Below are 16,924 nucleotides of genomic sequence, written 5' to 3' on the forward strand. Positions count from 1 at the left end.
CGACCGTACTCGCCTCAGCCGTCGCGTTCGGCGTCGACGCACTCCTCGATGGGCGTGACGAGTTCGTCCGCGACGGCGTACGGGTCGGTCTCGCGGGCCAGCACGCGCTCGACGTACTCCTCGATTCCGCCGCGGGCGGCGAGTTCGCCCGCGACGAGCTGGTTGACGTCCTCGCGGAGGAGCGTGCGTATCTCCTCGGCGTAGCGCTGGCGCGCCCGCTCCTCGCCGGTCCCCGACTCCTCCAGGTATCGGGCGTGGTCCGCGAGCGTCTCGACGAGTTCCTCGACGCCGGTTCCCTCCTCGGCGACCGTCTCCAGGACGACCGGCTCCCAGCCCTCCTCGTCCGCCTCGCTCTGGGTGACGCGCTCCATCGCGGCCGCCGCGTCGCCCCCGTGGTGCTCGGCGGTCTCGGTGTAGTCGTTCCGGGTGTCGATCATCTCCCGGAGTTCCATCACGGTGCGGTCCGAGCCGGGCAGGTCGGCCTTGTTGACGACGAACACGTCGCCGATTTCGAGGATGCCCGCTTTGAGCATCTGCACGTCGTCGCCGCTGCCGGGCGGGACGAGGACGGCGACCGTGTCGGCGGTCTTCACGATGTCTATCTCGTTCTGCCCCGCGCCGACCGTCTCGACGATGACCTTGTCCTTGCCGAACGCGTCGAGGGCCTTGACGGCGTCCGCGGTGGCCGTCGAGAGGCCGCCGAGGCTGCCGCGAGCGCTCATCGACCGGAAGAACACGTCCATGTCGCCCGAGACGCTCGCCATCCGGATTCGGTCACCCAGGACGGAGCCGCCGGTGAACGGCGAGGAGGGGTCGATGGCGATGACGCCGACGGTGAGACCCTCGTCGCGGTAGTGCTTCGCGAGTTTGTCGACGAGCGTCGACTTCCCCGCGCCCGGCGACCCGGTGACGCCGATGACGTCGGCGTCCCCCGTGTGCTGGTACAGTTCGCTGACGAGGTCGCGGTAGCCCGGCGTGCGGTTCTCTATACGTGTGATGGCGCGGGCGAGCGCTCGGTGCTTCCCCGCGAGCAGGTCGTCGATGAGGTCGCCCATCAGTCGCGCTGGGGAGCGTTCTCGCGGACGAACTCGACCGCCTCCTCCATCGACGCGCCGGGGCCGAAGATACCGCCGACGCCCGCCTCCTTCAGTTCGGGCCGGTCGTCTTCGGGGATGATGCCGCCGACGACGACGAGCGTGTCGTCCAGCGCGTCGTACTCCTCGAGCCCCTCGAGAATCTTCGGGACGAGCGTGTTGTGCGCCCCCGAGAGGATGGAGATGCCCAGCACGTCGACGTCCTCCTGGACGGCGGCCTGGACGACCTCGTCGGGCGACCGGTGGAGCCCCGAGTAGATGACTTCGAACCCGGCGTCGCGGAACGCCCGCGCGATGACGTGTGCCCCCCGGTCGTGACCGTCCAGCCCGACTTTCGCTACCAGACAGCGGATGGTCCGCTGGTCCGTATCTGCGCTCATGACCCCCGCTTCACGGGGTGGCACATTGACTCTAACGAACTGTCTAAGGAGACCGGAGCGGGGCGACCGGACCGACTAGGACCTACCGGTCGGACTGCGACTGCTCTGTACGGACGTCTCGGTCGTGTGACGTCGAGTCGGTCGAAAAAGTGACGCCTGCGGGGCCGGTGGGACCGACCCGACCACGTGGTTCTGCGGATTACGCGGGCGCGCTCGCGTCGACCTCGTCGCCGTCGGGCAACTCGACGGTGAGGGAGTACTCGCCGGGGCCGAACGTCCCGGTGGACGCGTCGACCATCTCCTGCGAGACGCCCCGGTCGAAGCCAGCGCCGGGCTTCTCGTAGCTCACGAGGCTCAGCGTGAGTTCACAGCCGTCGTCGACGGCGAACGATATCGTCGCCGTGCCGTCTTCGACCTGGACGTAGCCCGCGTCGAGGCAGGCCGCCGCGTCGTCGGCGAGCGTCGGTGTCGACCCGCTGCGGGTCGTCCGGTCGTCGACGCCGTGCGCGTACCGGACGAGGCGCTGCTCGTCGCTGTAGAACCCGTCGTCGGGTCCGACGTGCGATTTCGGTTCGCCGACGACGAAGTCGACCTGGAAGTAGGTCGACTCGCCGTCGTCACCATCGTCGCCGTCCGTACCGTCATCGGGTGTCTCCGTCGGCTGTTCGGTGGGCTGCTCGGTGGGTTCTTCCGTCGGCTCCTCGGTGGTCGACGGTGGCTCCTCAGTCGTCGCCGGCGGTTCGTCGGTCGTCGCCGGGGGTTCTTCCGTGGTCGTTGGCGGCTCCTCCGTGGTCGTTGGCGGTTGCTCCGTAGTGGTCGGCGGTTGCTCCGTGGTCGCCGGTGGCTGTTCGGTCGTCGCTGGCGGTTCTTCCGTGGTGGCCGGCGGTTCGTCGGTCGTCGCCGGTGGCTGTTCGGTCGGTTCGTCGGTGGTCACCGGCGGCTCGTCCGTGGTCGCTGGTGGCTCCTCCGTGGGCTGGTCCGTCGACGACCCGACGGTGAGCGACGAGTCGCTCACGCTGGTGACGGCGAGACTCGCGCCCGCGGCGTCGCCCGCGGCGACGTCGAAGAGGTCGATGCCGGTCTGGCCGTCGGCGGTGCCCACGACGGTCACCGTCGCGACGACGACGCTGCTCCCGGTGAGCGGGTCGTTGCCGTAGATGGCCTCGAACGCGGCCGAGTCACCGTCGGCCGCGACGCGGGCACTCTCCAGTGCCGGCGACCCGCCCAGCGAGACGGCGGTTATCTCGGCGACCGAGGGGTTCGTCAGCGCGACGTCGCCCTCGATGGCTCCGACGGTGTCCGCGCCCTCGACGACGACGTCGAAGGTGACGCTCTCGCCGTTCGCTATCGTCGGGTTCGCGGGCGACGCGGCGACGGTCACTCCGTCCTCCTGAGCGAGGGCGATGGGGGTCATCGCCCCGACGAGGAGCAGGAGTACTCCCAGTATCGCCAGTGTCTGCGTGCGGTACGTCGGTCGGGTCCTGTGTTTCGGTGTCATCGGTTGGTGTGTCGTCTATCGCTGTGTGCTGGTCGTCGGCTGTGCTGTGGTGTGGTCTCAGTCACTGGTCTGGGCGAAGAGGTTCTGGACGTCGACGACGTTGAACTGGCCGTCGCCGTTGTAGTCGAACAGGAGCGGGTCGCCGGTGACGACGCCGGAGTCGCGGTTGACGAACAGCGCCTGCACGTCGCTGGCGGTCAGTTCGCCGTCACCGTTGACGTCCTCGTAGACGCCGTCGCCGTCGAGGTCCTGTGGCGGTCCGGCGTAGCTGTCGTCGATGAGCGCGAGAGTGACCGCGACGGTCCCGGTCGCCTCGTCGTCGACGGTGAACACGCCGTAGTCGTACTCGCCTGGCGCGAGGGAGTCGGGAATCGCGGCGCTGAGCGGGACCGAGTCGGTCACGCCGGCACCGAGGGTGACGGGCGCGGACGCGACGGTCTCGCCGGGCGCGAGCGTCCCGTCGCCGTTCAGGTCGAAGCGGAGCGAGACGGTCTTGGTCGTCTCCAGGCTCCCGTCGTTCGTGACGTCGGCCGTCACGGTGAGCGACTCGCCGCGGACGACGCTGTCGGGGCCGTCGAGGTTCGAGACGAGGAACTCCGCCGGGACGACGGACAGCGTCGCGTCGGACGTGCCGGTCACGTCGTAGGTCTCGACGCCGTCTTCGGTCCCGAGGACCGCCGAGGAGACGGAGAGCGTCGTCGAGTCGACGCTCGCCCCTTCGACGGTCACCGTCGCCACCGTCACCGCGCCGGTGTCGGCCGTGTCCATTCCGACGGCGGCGATGGACGCCGAGGAGCCGTCGCCGGCCACGCTCGCGTCCTCGAAGCCGGTCGCCGGCGAGTCGATGCCGACGATCTCCGCCGTGGCGGTGTCGCCGATTGCCACGTCCAGGTCGATGGCACCGACGCCGCCGTCGGCGTTCTCGACGACCACGTCGAAGGTGGCCGTGCCGCCGACGCCGACGGTCTGCTCGGACGGCGAGAGGCTCACGGCCGTCGCCGGCCCGTCGCCGCCACCGCCGGAGGACGCGGCGACGCTCAGTGCGGCCGTCGCGCTGTCGTCGTCGCTGTACACGCCGTGGGTGTAGCTGCCCGCGCTGGCGCTGCCGGGGACGGTCACGTCGAACGTGACGGCCTGGGACTGCCCGGCGTCGAGCGTCACCTGCTCGGAGTCGAGCGTCTGCCCGTCGAACTGGTAGACGACGGTCTGGGTCCCGCTCTCGCCGCCGTCGTTCGTGACGGTCGCCGAGACGGAGATGGACTCGCCCGCGTCGGCGCTTCCCGGTGCCTGCAGGTTCGAGACCTGGAAGTCTGCCGGGTCCACCGCGACCGGTTCGACGGTCAGCGTCGCGCCGTTCGTGCCGGTCACGTCGTAGGAGTTGCCGGGCAGGTCACTGAGGTCGGCGTCGGTGATGCTGAGGCCGGTCGACCCCTCGGCGACACCCTCGACGGTGACGGTCGCTATCGTCGGACTCGCCCCCGCGATGGGGTTGTTGCCGTAGACGGCCTGGAAGCCGGCCGACGACCCGTCGGCGGCGACGTCGGTGTTCACGAAGCCGGGGCTGCCGGCGACGCTGACGGCCGTGATCTCCGCCACTGACGGATCCGTCAGTTCGAGGTCGACGTCGGACGCCCCGACGTCGCCGTCGGTGGTCTCGACGACCACGTCGAACGTCGTCGTCTGGCCGACGGTGACGGTCTGGCTGTTCGGTGCGATGCTGACTTCGGTGCTCGTCGCGCCCATGGCGACGCCCGGGACGCCCGCCGCGGCGACGAGCATCGTCGCGAGTACGAGGGCCGCGACCGCCCTGAGTGTCGATGTATCGTGGTTCATTCGTCTTCTGTCGTGGTCGTTCGCGCTGCTGGTCGAGTCGTGTCCGTTCGGCGGCCGAACGGGGTCGATGGGGCGACGTGGCGGGGAGAGGTTGACCTCTGGAGTCCGGCCGCCGGTCGCGCATCGGAGCGGTGATCGGCCGCTCCGTGGCTGTGGCGCTGGCTCACGAGTTTCCTCCCTGGAGTGCGACGAACAGCGCCTGCACGTCCGAGATGGTCACCGAGCCGTCGCCGTTGACGTCGAAGGCGTCCTCGTTGGCCTGGACGACGCCGTCCTCGAAGTTCTGGAAGAACGCTTGCACGTCGGAGACGGTGAACGAACCGTCGCCGTTGACGTCCTCGTAGACGCCGTCACCGTCGGGGTCGGTCGGCGGCGAGGTGAACTCGCCCACCGGTCCGGGACCGTCGTCGCCCGTGCTGGACGGGTCGTACCGGAGGACGACGTAGTTCGAGGCGAATCCGGGGTCGCCGTCGCCGTCCTCGACGGCCGCGACGAAGTAGTTCAGGCCGCCGTCGGCCGAGGAGTTGGTCAGGTCGACCGCGACGGTCGCCTGGCCGGTCGCGTCGGTCGTGGTCGAGTAGTACTCGACGACGACCGCCTTGTTGGCCTCGTAGTCCTCCACGTCGTACGGCGTCGGGACGTCGCTCAGGTCGAGGACGCCCTCGACGCGCACGAGCGTGACCGGCGCGTTCGCCGGACCGCTGACCGTGACGGTCTGGGCCTGTTCGTTCACCGTCGCGCCGGCGTGGCGCGCGGAGAGTATCGAGTCGTCGAGGGAGACGCCGTCGACGCCGATGGTCGGCGCCGGGGCGACGTCACCGTCGAGGGACGCCTCGGCCCCGCCGGCGCTCCCGTCGCCGACGAGGTCGGCGGTAGTCGCGCCCGCCTCGTTGGCGACCGTGACGGTCGCCCCCGAGAGCTCCAGTCCGGAGACCGGACCGGCGGCCTGCGAGCCGAGCGGCGTGCTGCTGATGCTGGTCGGGTCGTTGTCGACCGAGAACGTCATCGTCTCGCCGGGGTCGAACCCGTCGAGCGTGACGACCAGCGAGTCGTAGCCCGCCGTGTCGTCGACGCCGTTGTGGAAGTCGGCGTACTCGACGTTCGTGACGGTGACCGCACCGCCGTCGAGGCTGAACTCCTTCCCGACGTTGTCGCCGGCGGTGTTGTACGGGTCGAACACCATGTCCGGCAGCATCGTCGGCGCGAGGTCGAGCGTGAGCGTCTCGATGGCCGACTCGCCGGTGTTGGTCACCTGGAACGACCCACCCGTGTACGTGGTCGCGTCGACGCCCGAGTCGGGGGTGACGGCCACCGACGCGTTGGGTGCGACGGGTCCGCCGCCGCTGCCGTCCTCGACGGAGCGTACGACGATGGCGCTGACCTTCGCGTTGTCCGCGCTGGCGCTGAACTCGACGTTCAGTTCGCCGTCGGTCACCTCGACGGTGTACGTCCGCTCGGTCGCGGAGAGCGGACCGACGTCCGCGTAGATGTCGTAGTCCACCAGTTCGACCGCACCGCCCTCGACGTTCGCGCTGAACACGCGGTCGCCGATCTGGTCCGTGTCGCCGTCGTTCGGCGAGACGCCCTGGTAGATCTCGGCGAACTGCAGGGTCACCTCGTAGACGCCGTTCTCGACGGGCACGTCGTAGCTGAACGGGTCGCCGTAGCGCTCGGTGTGGTAGAGCGCGTCGTCGTCCGTGTTCGCGACGTCCGGCGCGCCGGAGACGCTGTACGTGCTCCCGCCGCCGAAGTTCGTGTCCGCCGCGTACTCCGTGCCGTCGGTGGCCGTGTACTGGTTCCCGCCGGCGTTCACCGCGAACACCACCTCACCGTCGGACGGTCCCGACGGAGCGTCCGAGTCGTACTCCAGAATCACCGTCTGGGAGGTGCGACCGGAGTTCTCGCCCGCGACCGCCGCGAGGAAGTAGTCGTAGTCGCCCTCCGAGAGGGAGACCGCGACCGTCGCGCTCCCGTCGGAGCCGAGCGCGACCGTCTGCGTGGAGACGCTCGCGGCCATGTTCGCCTCGTAGTCGTCGACGTCGTAGCCGGCGGCGGGTGCCGGCGTCCCGACGACGTGGAGCAGGGTGACGCTCTCGCCGGCCGGTCCGTCGACGGTGAGCGTCTGGCTCTGGTCGCCGACCGTCGCGGCCGCGTGGGCCGGGAAGTCGGTCCCGCCCAGCGTGACGCCCTGAACGCCGAGCGTGGGCGCTGCGGCGACGTCGCCGTTCGCGGTCGCCTGGGCGCCGCCGGCGCTTCCGTCGGTGAACAGGTCGTTCGTGACGCTCCCGTCGGCCGAGGTGACGGTGACGGTGCTGCCCGCGAGTTCGAGGCCGGAGACCGACCCGGCCCCGCCCGAACTGTCGACGTCCTTGATGCTCGTCGGGTCGATGTCGACCGAGAACGTCAGCGTCTCGCCGGGCTGGAAGTCGTCGAACGCGATGGTCAGCACGTCGTAGCCGTCCTCGCCGTCCACGCCGTTGTGGGGGGCCGAGAACGTGCCGTCGACGAGACCGGTCGCGCTCGCGCCGCCGTCGGGGCTGAACCCCTTGGCGACCGCGTCGCCGGCGGTCCCGTCGGGGTCGAACACGACGTCGGGCACGACGCTCTCCGAGAGGTCGATGGTGACCGACTCGACGTCGGTCTCGCCGTCGTTGGTGATGGCGAACGAGCCGCCGCCGTAGGTGCTCGCCGCGATGCCCTCGCCGTCGTTGGCGGTGACGGTCGCGCTGGTGGCATCGTCGCTGCCCTCGACGGTCAGCGTCGCGCCGTTGGTCGCCGTGACGTCGTAGCCCGACCCCGCGTCGTCGAAGACGAGGAACTCGGCGAGGTCGACGCCGGTCTGCCCGGCGGCGGTCCCCTCGACGGTCACGGTCAGGACCGTGACGCTCGGGCCGTCACCCGCGAGGGAGTTCGACCCGTAGAACGCCGCGAAGGTGGCCGAGCCACCGTCCGAGGCGACGTCCACGTTCGTGCTCGCCGGACTACCGGCGTAGCTCACGTCGGTTATCTGGGCGACCGAGGAGTCGGTGAGCGTCACCTCCCCTTCCGCCGCCCCGACGTCGCCGTCGGTGTTCTCGACGACGACCTCGAACGTGGCCGTCTGGCCGACGTCGACCGTCTGGCTGGTCGCGAGGACGCTGACCTCGGTGCTGGTCGCCGCGAAGGCGACCCCGGCCGCGCCCGCGGAGACGACGAGCATCGCCGCGAAGACGATGGCCGCGAGTGGTCTGAGGGCCGTTCCGGCCCCTCTGTTTCTTGTCATTTTTGTGTTGTGTCTGTGTTGGCTGTCACGCCGACCCGAGTCGGCGAACCGTTCTCCTGCAGGTGGCCGCCGCGAGCGACGGGTGATGGCGGACCTCTGGAGTCCGTCCGTCGCCGCCGACGACCCGCGAGAACTGCGAGAGCGGTGATCGGCCGCTCCCGGTTGCGGTCGCTCAGCTACTGGTCGCCTCCTGGAACAGGGCCTGGACGTCGCCGACGTTGACCGAGCCGTCGCCGTTGACGTCGAACGCGTCGACGTTGTCCTGGACCGTGCTACCCTCGTAGTTCTGGAAGAACGCCTGGACGTCGCCGACGTCGAACGAGCCGTCGCCGTTGACGTCCTCGTAGACGCCGTCGCCGTCGGTGTCGGTCGGCGGCGAGGTGAACTCGCCCACCGGTCCGGGGCCGTCGTCGCCGACGGCCACTATCTCGATGGCGTTGATCTGCGGGTTCTCGGCGAGACCGTGGAGCAGCTCCACGTCGACGCTGTCGTCGGTCGGCGTGACGGTGAACGACTCCATGCCGCCGGTGTTGTCGCCGTAGGCGACGATGGGGTCGAAGTCGGTCAGGACCTGCTGGCCCTCTACCGAGACGTCGAACACCCGGTCGCCGGGGTCGCTCGTCCCGCTGTAGCCGTCGTGGAAGTACAGCCTGGCCTCGTAGGTCGTCCCGGACTGCGCCGAGAAGCTCCAGAGCATCTCGTCGCCGCTGTCGGGGTCGTACCGTTCGGTCCCGAACACCGCGGTCGGCGTATCCGAGGACACCGACGCGTCGACACCGCCGACCGCGTACGGGAGGCCGCCGGGTATCGACCCGCCGGCGACGAGGTACGGCGACGGACTGCCGCTGGTGTCCGCACTCCAGACCGGCCCGTCGTCGGTCGCGGCCAGTTCGGGACCGCCCACGTTCACGCGGTGGACGACCGTGCCGTCGGCGGGTTCGCCGTCGGCGTCCTCGACGGTCACGGTCACCGTGTCGGTGTCCGAGAACTCGCCGTCGGAGACGCTGACCTGGAAGGTGAGCGTCTGGTCGCCGTCGACGTCGGGAGCGGTGAACGACACCGACTCCGAGTCGAAGAAGTCGAGGCCCGCGTCGGGGCCGTCGAGCTGTGACCAGGTGAACCCGAGCGTGTCCGCGTTCGGGTCGCTGGAGCCGGACGCGTCGAGGGTGACCTGCTGGCCCTCCTCGACGGTGACGTCCGCGCCGGCGTCGGCCACCGGCGGCTGGTTGGCGGGCGGCGTGACGTACTCGACGACGAGGTCGGTCCACGTCGCGTCGAACGTCGACCCCGCGTTGTAGGACGTCGCGACGACGCCCACCGCGAGACCGCTGCCGTCGGCGCTGTCGAGCCAGGACGACGGCACCGTCGTCTCGCCGACGTACGTCTTCTCGCCGCCGGGCGGCGTGTAGTACGCCTTCACCGTCTCGTTGCTCGGGAAGACGGTCAGCGAGAGGTCCGTGTTGCTGCTCGGCCCCGTGACGCTCCCGTCGGTGACGTGCTGGTCGTACTCGCCGAACGAGCCGTCGACCTCCTTGGCGAACTGGATACCACCGTCGCCGCCCTCCGCGGAGAGGATGAGCTTCAGGTAGTTGTCCTGGTCGCCGTTCCCGACGTAGATACCGAGCCCCTGGTAGTTCTGGGGGTCGGCCGGGAAGCCGTTGACCGTCGTCGAGACGGTGAACGGCTGGTCGGGGGCGTCGACACCGCGCTGGAACGCGAACTGCTGGGCGTTCTGGTCGTTGACCGCGTCGCCCGAGGGGACGTTCTCGACCGTCAGGACCTGCGCCGCGCCGCCGACCGTCATCTGGTCGGGGTCGTAGAGGTCCAGGTAGTCGTCCTGCCCGTTGGTCATCAGGCCCGTCCAGCCCTGGCCGTTCGGACCGAACAGCTGGGTCTCGGAGAGGTCCATGGTGACCGGCAGGGACGTCGAGGTGCCGTCGTCGGCGTCGAGCGCGAACGGGTCGGCCGTGTCGGGCGTGCCGTCGTCGTCGTCGTCCGCGTCGTTGACGTTCGAGGTGCCGTCACCGTCGAAGTCCGCGGGCGTCGAGGCCGCCGAACACGGGTCGGTGCCCGCGTCGAGTTCGTCGGCGTTGTCGTAGCCGTCCTCGTCCTCGTCGAGGGCCACGTCGTCGGCCGCGGTACACTGGTTGCCACCGCCGCCGCTACCCTCGTAGTCGGTCGGCTCGAACACCGTGATGCCGCCGCGGGCGGTCCAGACGGTCCCCGGGAAGGGGCCGTCGTCGCCCTGCGCGGCGATGCCGAGCGCGCTGAGGTCGCTGAAGAAGTTGCCGCTCTGTTCGGTGACGCCGGTGCCGTCGGCGGTCAGTTCGACGCGGGTGACGGAGCTGGAGCCCACGACGACCAGCAGGTCGCCCTGCATCTGGCCGCCGAAGTTCGAGGCGGTGTACTCCTCGATACCGCCCGTCCAGCCGAACTCGTCGCCGAGGGAGTTGTCCTCGTTCGCGCCCTGGTAGTCGCACTCGATGGGGTTCACCTTCGAGGCGGGAACGGGGCTGTTCGACTCGGTGATGTCGTAGACGAGGTTCCCCGCCGCGTCGTAGATGTCCGCGCCGGTCGGGTTGCCCCGGATGGGAGCGGGGTGACCGCCGTAGCTCCCCTCGCTGGCGAGGTGGAGCTGGTCACCGTCCCCGGAGCCGGGGTCGTTCGGTTCGTTCGTACAGACCCCGCCCGAACCCTCGCCGATGGGCTGGCCGCCCCAGCCACCGTTCGGGCCGTTGTCGATAGTGTAGAGTCGGTCGTCCTCGGTCAGGACCAGGTCGTACGGGTTCCGGTAGCCCGAGGAGTGGACCTGAACGGGACCGTCCTCGACCCACTTCGCCTGGTTGACGCCGTCGTCGCCGCCGAACGGCAGGTCGTCGCCGTCGGTGGCGTCGTCGGTCTGGATGGTCGGAATCGCGTACAGGAACTCGACGTCCGGGTAGGCGCTGTCGTAGTCCTGCAGGTTCTTCGGCTGGTAGTTCTGGTCGATCTGCTGGAGGTCGACCGAGAGCACCGCGGCCGAGAGCGCGTACTCGGACGTGTGGCCGAAGTTGTTGCTGGGCGCACCCTGGTTCGTGTGGCCGCCCTGCGCGACGAACAGCGTCGTGCCGTCGTCGCTGAGGTCCATCCCGTTCGTGGCGTGGTTCTCCTCGGAGCGGGGGAGGCCGAGGACGAGCACCTCGTGGTCGACCCCGTTCAGGCTCCCGTCGCCGTTCCAGTCGAACGTGAGCCGGGAGATGGCCCCCGAGTTCGTGTCCGTGTCGTCGTCGTCCGTCCCGACGTCGATGGTCGGGTCGGACGAGGAGACGTAGACGACGGGCGTCTCGGCGGTGCCGCCGACCGTCAGGCCGGTGACCTGCCGCGTGTTCTCGCCGGAGACGTAGTTCCCGTTGTCGTCGTGGTTCGGGATGTCCTTGATGGCGTCGACGCTCTCCTGAGAGACCACGTCGTACGAGTTCTCGCCGTCGCGGGTCACCTCCAGCGCGTAGACGTCGCCGTCCTGTTGGGCGACGTAGAGGCGACCGTCGGGGCCGAACTCCAGCGCCGTGAGCGACCCCTGGCCGAAGCCCTGGAGGCCGCTCTTCCCGAAGCCGACCTGCGCCGAACTCGCGCCCTCACCCGAGAGGGCGACGGTCAGCGGCGAGTTGCTCCCGGAGTGGCTCACTTCGAGCGTCGCGCTCTTGGCCTGTGCGTCGGCCGGAATGAACGTCACCGGGATGGTCGCGGACTCGCCGGGGGCCAGCGACCCCTGCGAGGGACCGCCGGCCGCGAACTCGTCGGCGTCGGGTCCCGTGACCGAGACGCCCGAGACGTCGATGCTCGGGTCGCCGCTGCCACCGAGGTTGGTGACGGTCACGGTCTTCGCCTCGCTGTCGCCGGTGAGCACCGACCCGAAGTCGACGGCCGAGGGGCCGCCGAGCGTGTCGGGCTCCGGCTCGGCCGGGACGATCTCGATGGCCGAGACCTTCGCGTTGTCCGTGACGGTCGTGAGTCCGACGGCTATCGTCCCGTCGGTCGGCGTCACGGTGAACGACTTCATCACGGCGGTCTCCGCACCGATGTCGGCGTAGATGTCGTAGCCGTCGAGGACCGTCTCGCCCTGGACGCTCACGTCGAAGACGCGGTCGCCGACCTGACCGTCGCCGCCGTCGTCGTTGTCGGCGTGGCCGTCGACGTGGTATATCTCGGCGAAGTAGAGGCGCACCTCGTACGGCGTCCCGCTCTGGATGCCGTCGTCGAACGTCCACTGCTGGTCGCCGTATATCTCGCTGGTGAACAGGTCGGTCGGTGTCCCCGCCGGAACGGAGCTACCGAGAGAGACCGACGCGCTCGCCGAGTAGGTCGTCCCCCCGCTGAGACTCACCCCTGTCGTACTTCCCGGGGGTGTCCAGTCGGTGCCGCCGTCGGTGGCGGCGACGGTCCCGGACCCGGCGTTCACTCGATAGAGCGCCGGCGTCTCCTCCTGAGCGAACACGCCCGCGACGCCGAACGCGAGTCCGGCCGTCGCGGTGGAGAGCACCATGAGGAACGTGAAAGTTACTGCAATCGTCCGTCGTCGCACGTCGTCAGGTGGTTGCATGCGACGAGACGGTTCGAATTTCGGCGGATAGTTATTCTGAACCAACAGGAACTCCCGCCGCCACGATTGACAGATTCGTTACAGTACCCTGTGGATAGTTGACAACCACCAAAACCGGCAACCGTCGGTTCTGCAATCACGGACTAACTGTCGTAAGAGAGAGTCGACTCGCTTTATTACTCTAGTAATGACTATCTAGATATTATGGTCAGTTGATTGTCTATTCCGGGATGCAGACCAGATAGTATTTCGACTCGTTCGCTCTGACGCAACGACACGAGGGGTGGATGTTTCTCATCTCACGTCGAATCGCTAGCCGGGGTCAGGACGTACACCGATTCGCCGTATTATACTCGAATGTCCAGTTCGCGCGCGGGGACTGTCCGATAGTACGCTGTCTGGTCGAGAACCCGAGTCAACGTTCGACACGGTGGCGATTCAGTGCGTCAGACGCGCGGTTATCGCGGTCGGGCGCACGGTTGTCGCCGTCGAGCGCGCTGCGTCCACGATTCCTCGACGCCCTGCACTCGGTCGGAAGCGAAGCGGCCATACTCCTCGCCTCCCGACTGCGAGTATGGCAACTGCCTCCTCCGGGAGCGTCGTCAAGGAGCACCCGCGTGCGGTGACCGCGGCGCTCTCCGTCGTCGGCTACGCGCTCGTCCTCGGCGCGTTCGCCGGGGTTATCCCGCTGTTCCCCGACCTCTCGCGGGACACGGTCGTCCTGTTCTCGGACCTCATCGCCGTCGTCAACACGCTCGCGTTCACCACCCTCCTCGTCGGCTGGCGGTTCATCCGCCGCGGCGACGTCCGCAAGCACCGCGCGGCGATGCTGACCGCGTTCGGGCTCATCTGCCTGTTCCTCGTCCTCTACCTCTGGAAGGTCGGCGGCGGGTTCGAGAAGTCGTTCGTCGTCCAGGACGGGCAGTTCCTCTCGCAGTACGCGGGCATCGTCGAACCGCTCTACCTCGCCATGCTCGCCATCCACATCCTGCTCTCGGTGCTCGCGGTGCCCGTGGTGCTGTACGCCATCGTCCTCGGACTGACCCACACACCCGCCGAACTCCGGGACACCGCCCACGCGCGCGTCGGCCGCATCGCCGTCGTCTCGTGGTCGCTGAGCCTCTTCCTCGGCGTCGTCACCTACGTCATGCTCAACCACGTCTACTCGTGGGTGCCGCGGGGCCACGAGGCGATGCTCCTCCTGCTGGCCGTCCCGGCGTTCGCCGCGAACCGTGGCGACGACGAGTAGCGTCTCGGCACTCGAACTGTCGCCTCCCACGTCAGTGCGTGCGTGACACCAACTCGCACGCCAGTTATCACTCGCTCTCGCTTACCTCCGGTTAGTCCGCCGAGGGCGGTCGATTCTCGTCGAAGCGTCGCGGCGGCCACACCATGAGCGAGGAGACACGCTATCAGGAGCTGTACCGGACGACCATCCCCTCGGTCGTCTCCATCTACATCGCGGGCAACGGGCGCAGACCGGGCGGTGCGGGGTCCGGGTTCGTCCACGAGACGGCCGACGGCGACCCGGTAGTCGTGACGAACCAGCACGTCGTCGGCCGAGAGACGGCGGTCGACGTGCGATTCGCGGACGGGCAGTGGCGGGTCGGCGAGGTGGTCGGCAGCGACGCGTACACCGACCTCGCCGTCGTCCGCGTCCCGGACCTCCCCGACGACGCCGAACCGCTCGCGTTCGCGCCGGAGAACCCCGTTTCGGGGACGCGCGTCGCCGCCCTCGGCAACCCGATGGGTCTGGAAGGGTCGCTGTCGGTCGGCGTCGTCAGCGGCGCGTCGCGGTCGATGGTCACGCGGTCGGGGTTCGTCATCCCCGATACGGTCCAGACGGACGCCCCCATCAACCCCGGTAACTCGGGTGGGCCGCTGGTCGACCTCGACGGACGAGTCGTCGGCGTCAACCGCGCCCGCGGCGGCGACAACATCGGGTTCGCCGTGAGCGCGGAGGTGGCCGCCCGCGTCGTGCCGTCGCTCGTCCGCGACGGTGAGTACCGCCACCCGTACCTCAAGGTGCGGACGCTCGACGTCTCGCCGAGCGTCGCGCAGGCCAACCGCCTCGACCGGCCGCGGGGCGTCCTCGTCGTCGACGTGGACGACGGGCCGGCCCGAGGCGTCCTCCGGGGCAGTCGGGGAACGCGCCGCGTGCGTGGCCACGACGTGCCGGCGGGCGGCGACGTCGTCGTGAGCATCGACGGCGAACCCGTCGACGCCCACGAGGAACTGATGCGCCACCTGCTCATCGAGACCCGCCCCGGCGACGAGGTGACGCTCGAACTGATTCGGAACGGCGAGCGCGTCGAGGAGCGAGTCCGACTGGACGAACGGCCGATGCCGGAGGCCCGTAGCGGGCGGCGTCCCCGACAGCGAGGGCGAGGGCGACGGCCGAGCGGGCAGGACGTCCCGGTTCGCTGAGGGTGTCCGTGGCGTCGGTCGGTGACGAGCAGTAACACAGAGTTCTCTGGGCCGTCTCCGGGAACGCGAGCTAGTCCGTTCGCGGGAGCGCGAACGCGCCGACGGCGAAGAAGGCGACGGCGAGCACCGTCAGCACGACGAGGTTCAACAGCCACGGGGCGACGGCGGGACCGTGCTGGACGAGGATGCCGCCGTCGGCGTACGCCGCCATCTGCGGCGTCGTGACCTCGCGAACCCCCCGCGAGAAGTACGTCAGCGGCGAGAGGTCGAGGACGGGGACGAACCAGTCTGGCAGTTGCTCGGGCGTCACGAACGTCTCCGAGAGGAACAGCAGCGGGATGGCGATGCCGTTGGCCGCCGCGATGACCCCGTCCTGCGACCCCGCGACGCTGCCGAGGATGGCCCCCACGCCGCAGAACAGCGTGACCGCGAGCGCCACGAACGGGACGAGCGCCAGCAGTTCCGGCCCGACGGCCACTTGCGCGCCCGAGACGAACACGACCAGCGCGAAGATGACGAGCGCCGCCGCGCCGATGATGGCCACGTTGACGGCCGTCTGGGCGAGCAGCCACTCCCAGCGACGCAGCGGCGTCGTCGCCAGCTTCTCGAAGCGGTTGTCGTCGCGGTGACGGGCCACCTCGCTGCCCACGCGAGAGAGCGGCGTGAACAGCACCACGACGCCGATGTAGGCCGGCAGGTAGTAGACGGGCGGTTCGGAGAACAGCCCGCCGCCGGTCGGGTTCGTCTGGACGAGCGCCCCGAAGATGAGGATGATGATGACCGGGAAGAAGAACGTGAAGAAGACGGCCGTCCGACGGCGGAGGAACCCCAGCGCGGCCGCCGTCGTCTCGGCGCGGACGCGACTGACGAACGTCACGCCGCGGCCTCCTCGCGTTCGACCGCTTCACCCGTCTCCGTCACGCCCGTCCCGGTGAGCGCGAGGTAGACCGATTCGAGGTCCGGACGCTCCCAGCGCAGGGCGTGGTACGACACGTCGGCCGCTCCGAGGGCGTCGACGATGGGCGCGATGTCCTCGGGCATCGCGTCCCGGACGACGATACCCCGACCCGTCGTGGCGACGCGGTAGCCCGCTCCCTCGACGGCGCTCGCGGCCGCGTCGGCGACCGCCCCCTCGGTGTCGACGGTCAGCCGCGACTGGCCGCCGTACGCTTCGACGAGTTCGCGGGGCGTCCCCTCGGCGACGAGGTCGCCGTCGGCGAGCAGGCCGACCCGGTCGGCGAGGCGTTCGGCCTCGGCCATCGAGTGGGTCGTCAGGAGCACCGTCGTCCCGCCCGCGACGAGCGAGTCGAGCAGGTCCCAGAGCGACCGGCGACCCGCCGGGTCGATGGCCGTCGTCGGTTCGTCGAGGACCAGCAGGTCCGGGTCGTTGACCAGCGCGACGGCGACGCAGGTGCGACGCTGCTGGCCCCCCGAGAGCTTCTCGTACCACGTGTCGGCGTGCTCGGCCATCCCGACGTCGGCGAGCACCTCGTCGGTCGGCCGGGCGTGGTCGTAGAGGCCGCCGTAGTAGTCGACCAGTTCGCGGGCGGTGAGTCGCTCCGGCGGCGAGAACGACTGCGGGAGCAGGCCGAGGCGCTCGGCGTCGGCCGTCTGCGGGTCGGTCCCGAACAGTTCGACGCGCCCCTCGTAGTCGGTGGTGCCCGTCAGCGCGCGGATGAGCGTCGTCTTCCCCGCGCCGTTCGGCCCGATGAGCGCGTACACCTCGCCGTCGTCGATGGAGAGCGAGACGCCGTCGAGCGCGACGGTGTCGCCGTACTCCCTGCGGACGTCCTCGGCGACGATGACCATGTGGCCGGTCCGGCCGTCCAGCGCCTAAGAGTTCCGGGTTGG

At 69.6% G+C, this 16,924-nt stretch carries 10 protein-coding genes; 2 read left to right on the top strand and 8 right to left on the bottom strand.

Annotation, left to right across the window (positions count from 1 at the left end):
• Window positions 1-14: 14 nt before the first annotated feature.
• The 6 genes from meaB to MX571_RS18165 form a co-directional block, all read right to left on the bottom strand.
• Window positions 15-1,055: a methylmalonyl Co-A mutase-associated GTPase MeaB gene (gene meaB, locus MX571_RS18140; protein WP_247419362.1), complete on the bottom strand. Its 1,041-nt coding sequence runs from the start codon at window positions 1,053-1,055 to the stop codon at window positions 15-17.
• Window positions 1,055-1,474 (bottom strand): cobalamin B12-binding domain-containing protein, encoded by a 420-nt coding sequence (locus MX571_RS18145; RefSeq protein ID WP_247419365.1) that lies wholly within the window; start codon window positions 1,472-1,474, stop codon window positions 1,055-1,057. Before MX571_RS18145 ends, meaB begins: the two co-directional genes overlap by 1 nt.
• A 199-nt stretch (window positions 1,475-1,673) precedes the next feature.
• Window positions 1,674-2,972 carry a hypothetical protein gene (locus MX571_RS18150; RefSeq protein WP_247419368.1) on the bottom strand — a complete coding sequence of 433 codons (1,299 nt, stop codon included), beginning with the start codon at window positions 2,970-2,972 and terminating at the stop codon, window positions 1,674-1,676.
• Between the two features lie 57 nt (window positions 2,973-3,029).
• A complete protein-coding gene (locus tag MX571_RS18155) occupies window positions 3,030-4,805 on the bottom strand; it encodes a CARDB domain-containing protein (RefSeq protein ID WP_247419371.1) in 1,776 nt (591 codons plus the stop codon).
• Between the two features lie 163 nt (window positions 4,806-4,968).
• Window positions 4,969-8,067, bottom strand: a complete 3,099-nt coding sequence (locus tag MX571_RS18160) for a malectin domain-containing carbohydrate-binding protein (protein ID WP_247419373.1) — start codon at window positions 8,065-8,067, stop codon at window positions 4,969-4,971.
• A 172-nt stretch (window positions 8,068-8,239) separates the two neighbouring features.
• A complete protein-coding gene (locus tag MX571_RS18165; protein ID WP_247419375.1) occupies window positions 8,240-12,646 on the bottom strand; it encodes a malectin domain-containing carbohydrate-binding protein in 4,407 nt (1,468 codons plus the stop codon).
• A 574-nt stretch (window positions 12,647-13,220) separates the two neighbouring features.
• Here MX571_RS18165 and MX571_RS18170 point away from each other — a divergent pair.
• Window positions 13,221-13,895, top strand: a complete 675-nt coding sequence (locus MX571_RS18170) for a DUF420 domain-containing protein (RefSeq protein WP_247419377.1) — start codon at window positions 13,221-13,223, stop codon at window positions 13,893-13,895.
• 143 nt (window positions 13,896-14,038) lie between these two features.
• On the top strand, window positions 14,039-15,073 hold the full coding sequence (locus MX571_RS18175) for a S1C family serine protease (RefSeq protein WP_247419379.1): 1,035 nt from the start codon (window positions 14,039-14,041) through the stop codon (window positions 15,071-15,073).
• Between the two features lie 70 nt (window positions 15,074-15,143).
• Here MX571_RS18175 and MX571_RS18180 read toward each other — a convergent pair whose 3' ends face one another.
• Window positions 15,144-15,950 (bottom strand): ABC transporter permease, encoded by an 807-nt coding sequence (locus MX571_RS18180; RefSeq protein ID WP_247419381.1) that lies wholly within the window; start codon window positions 15,948-15,950, stop codon window positions 15,144-15,146.
• Window positions 15,947-16,882, bottom strand: coding sequence for an ABC transporter ATP-binding protein (locus MX571_RS18185; RefSeq protein WP_247419383.1), 936 nt, complete (start codon window positions 16,880-16,882; stop codon window positions 15,947-15,949). The genes MX571_RS18180 and MX571_RS18185 overlap by 4 nt, the downstream gene beginning before the upstream one ends.
• Between the last annotated feature and the right edge of the window lie 42 nt (window positions 16,883-16,924).

It is taken from the genome of Halomarina salina, from assembly GCF_023074835.1.
Lineage (GTDB): Archaea > Halobacteriota > Halobacteria > Halobacteriales > Haloarculaceae > Halomarina > Halomarina salina.

Excerpts from the sequence above, each read along its gene's own strand:
- MX571_RS18175 (WP_247419379.1), top strand. The coding sequence starts at position 14,039 with ATGAGCGAGGAGACACGCTATCAGGAGCTGTACCGGACGACCATCCCC.
- MX571_RS18170 (WP_247419377.1), top strand. The coding sequence starts at position 13,221 with ATGGCAACTGCCTCCTCCGGGAGCGTCGTCAAGGAGCACCCGCGTGCG.
- MX571_RS18185 (WP_247419383.1), bottom strand. The coding sequence starts at position 16,882 with ATGGTCATCGTCGCCGAGGACGTCCGCAGGGAGTACGGCGACACCGTC.
- MX571_RS18150 (WP_247419368.1), bottom strand. The coding sequence starts at position 2,972 with ATGACACCGAAACACAGGACCCGACCGACGTACCGCACGCAGACACTG.
- MX571_RS18155 (WP_247419371.1), bottom strand. The coding sequence starts at position 4,805 with ATGAACCACGATACATCGACACTCAGGGCGGTCGCGGCCCTCGTACTC.
- meaB (WP_247419362.1), bottom strand. The coding sequence starts at position 1,055 with ATGGGCGACCTCATCGACGACCTGCTCGCGGGGAAGCACCGAGCGCTC.
- MX571_RS18160 (WP_247419373.1), bottom strand. The coding sequence starts at position 8,067 with ATGACAAGAAACAGAGGGGCCGGAACGGCCCTCAGACCACTCGCGGCC.
- MX571_RS18165 (WP_247419375.1), bottom strand. The coding sequence starts at position 12,646 with ATGCAACCACCTGACGACGTGCGACGACGGACGATTGCAGTAACTTTC.
- MX571_RS18145 (WP_247419365.1), bottom strand. The coding sequence starts at position 1,474 with ATGAGCGCAGATACGGACCAGCGGACCATCCGCTGTCTGGTAGCGAAA.